This window comes from Bradyrhizobium sp. (assembly GCF_019242285.1).
Classification (GTDB): Bacteria; Pseudomonadota; Alphaproteobacteria; order Rhizobiales; family Xanthobacteraceae; genus Bradyrhizobium.
Window position 1 is genome coordinate 1 of the sequence record NZ_JAFAVV010000334.1, and the last position, 2,112, is coordinate 2,112.

Here is a 2,112-nt window from a genome sequence, read left to right on the forward strand (position 1 = left end):
GGCCGCATCGTCGCGCCGATGTCCAATGTGGAGTGGCTTGAGATCCTGCCCTTCCATCAGATGGGCGCCTTCAAGTGGCACACGCTGCATCTCGACTATCCGCTTGAGAACACTCCCACACCAACGCCGGAACAGGTGCGATCGGCGGTGGAGATCCTGCGCAGCACCGGCTGCCGGGTCCGGTAACGACCGGAGGAGGGAGACGCAAGAATGTTCAACGCCGTCAGCAACCTGATCGGCACCCAGCCGATCCTCGCCCTCTTCCTCGCCGTCGGCCTCGGCTACGCCGTCGGGCAGATCAGCATCCTCGGCTTTTCGCTCGGCATCGGCGCGGTGCTATTCGTCGGCCTCTTCCTCGGCGCGATCGCGCCGAAGGCGCAGATTGCCGGGCCGATCGGCTTGATCGGCCTGATTATGTTCCTCTACGGCATCGGCATCCTCTACGGCCGGCAGTTCTTCGAAGGGCTGACCGGCCCGGGGCGCAAGTACAACGTGTTGGCGCTCGTCGCCGTCGCCGCCGGCCTCCTCGTGGCGCTCGGTCTCGGCAGCGCCTTCGACGTGCGGGTCGGCCACACGCTCGGTCTGTTCGCCGGGTCGATGACCAGCACGGCGACGCTACAGGCCGCGATCGACGTGACTGGCAACAAGGACCCGTCGGTCGGCTATTCCGTCACATACCCGTTCGGCGTCATCGGCCCGATCCTCTGCTTCTATCTCATGACGCGGCGCGTGCGCCCGAGCTTTCCGCCGAAGCCCGCCCGCTTCCACATGGCGGAGGTCACGATCGGCAGTCTCCCCGAGGGCGGGACGACGCTGCGCGAGGTGATGGAAGGCCTGCCGGCGGGCACCCAGGTCACGGGCGTCCGGCACGAGCACCGCAACCTGCTTCCGGAGCCGGACACCAGCCTGCACGTTGGTGACGCGCTGCTGCTGGTCGGCGAAACCGAGGAAGCGGTCGCTGCCGCAACCGCGAGGCTTGGGCATCTCGAACCGGGCCGGATCGCGAAGGACCGCGGCGACTTCTCTTATCAGCGATTCTTCGTGTCAAAGAGCAATCTCGTCGGCGTTCGGCTCGCGGACCTGCCCATGCCGCCGGGCGTCCCGATGCAGATCCTGCACGTCCGCCGCTACGACGTCGACCTCGTGCCCAGTCCGGACCTGGCGCTCGAAACGGGCGACCGCATCGGCGTCATCGTGCCCAACGAGCACATCGGCCGCGCCCGCGCGCATTTCGGCGACACGGTGAAGTCCGCCGCGGAGTTCAGCTACGTCTCGCTCGGCTTCGGCATGGTGCTCGGCGTGCTGCTCGGCCTGGTGCCGATCCCAATTCCGGGCGTGGGCACCGTGACGCTTGGCATCGGCGGCGGCCCGCTGATCGTGGCGCTGGTCCTCGGGCGCCTGCGCCGCACCGGCCCGATCACCTGGGTCATGCCGCTGCCGGCCAACATCGTGCTGCGCAACTTCGGCCTGACGCTGTTCCTGGCCACCGTGGGCATCAACTCAGGGCAGGCGTTCGTCACCACGGTCGCCTCGGAAGGGCCGCTGATGCTGCTGATCGGCGCGGCGGTCCTGCTCGCGACCGTGGCGATCGTGCTGCTGGCCGGCTTCTACGCGATGCGCATTCCCTACGACGACCTGCTCGGCGTCGCGTCCGGCGCCACCGGCAATCCGGCCATCCTCGTCTACGCGACGCGCATGGCGCCCACCGAGCGGCCCGACATTGGCTATGCGATGATCTTTCCGTCCGCGACGATCGTCAAGGTGATCGCCGTCCAGGTCATCGGCCTCGTGATGCTCGGGCACTAAGAGGCCGCCGATGGACTCGGGCATCAGGGCGCTCGCAGGCATCGAGGGGCGCCTGCCGCCCGAGATAGCGGCGAAGGCGGAGGGCGATGGCGTCGCCAAGGCCGGCCAGGATGGCACACTGAAAGAACCTGTCCGTTTACCCCTCGGTGATGATCGGCCCGCATACTATCGCGGTGCTGTTCAACACCGCGCCCTTCCTGCTCGGCTTTCTGCCGCTCACGATGGCCGGGTTCTTCCTAGCGGGCCGGCTGGGCGGCACCGAGTGGGCGCTGCGCTGGATCGTCGCCGCGAGCCTGGTGTTCTACG

Annotated in this window: 1 protein-coding gene and 1 pseudogene; both read left to right on the plus strand. The window is 67.9% G+C overall.

The window, feature by feature from the left end; all coding sequences use genetic code 11:
* Positions 1–186: pseudogene (locus JOY90_RS13105) on the plus strand (pyruvate formate-lyase 1-activating enzyme); the annotation flags it as partial.
* Positions 187–210: 24 nt separating this feature from the next.
* Positions 211–1,806 (plus strand): aspartate:alanine exchanger family transporter, encoded by a 1,596-nt coding sequence (locus JOY90_RS13110; RefSeq protein WP_291691550.1) that lies wholly within the window; start codon positions 211–213, stop codon positions 1,804–1,806.
* Positions 1,807–2,112: the final 306 nt, after the last annotated feature.

What these genes read in the sequence shown, in the direction of transcription:
- JOY90_RS13110 (WP_291691550.1), top strand. Translation starts at nt 211, where the DNA reads ATGTTCAACGCCGTCAGCAACCTGATCGGCACCCAGCCGATCCTCGCC.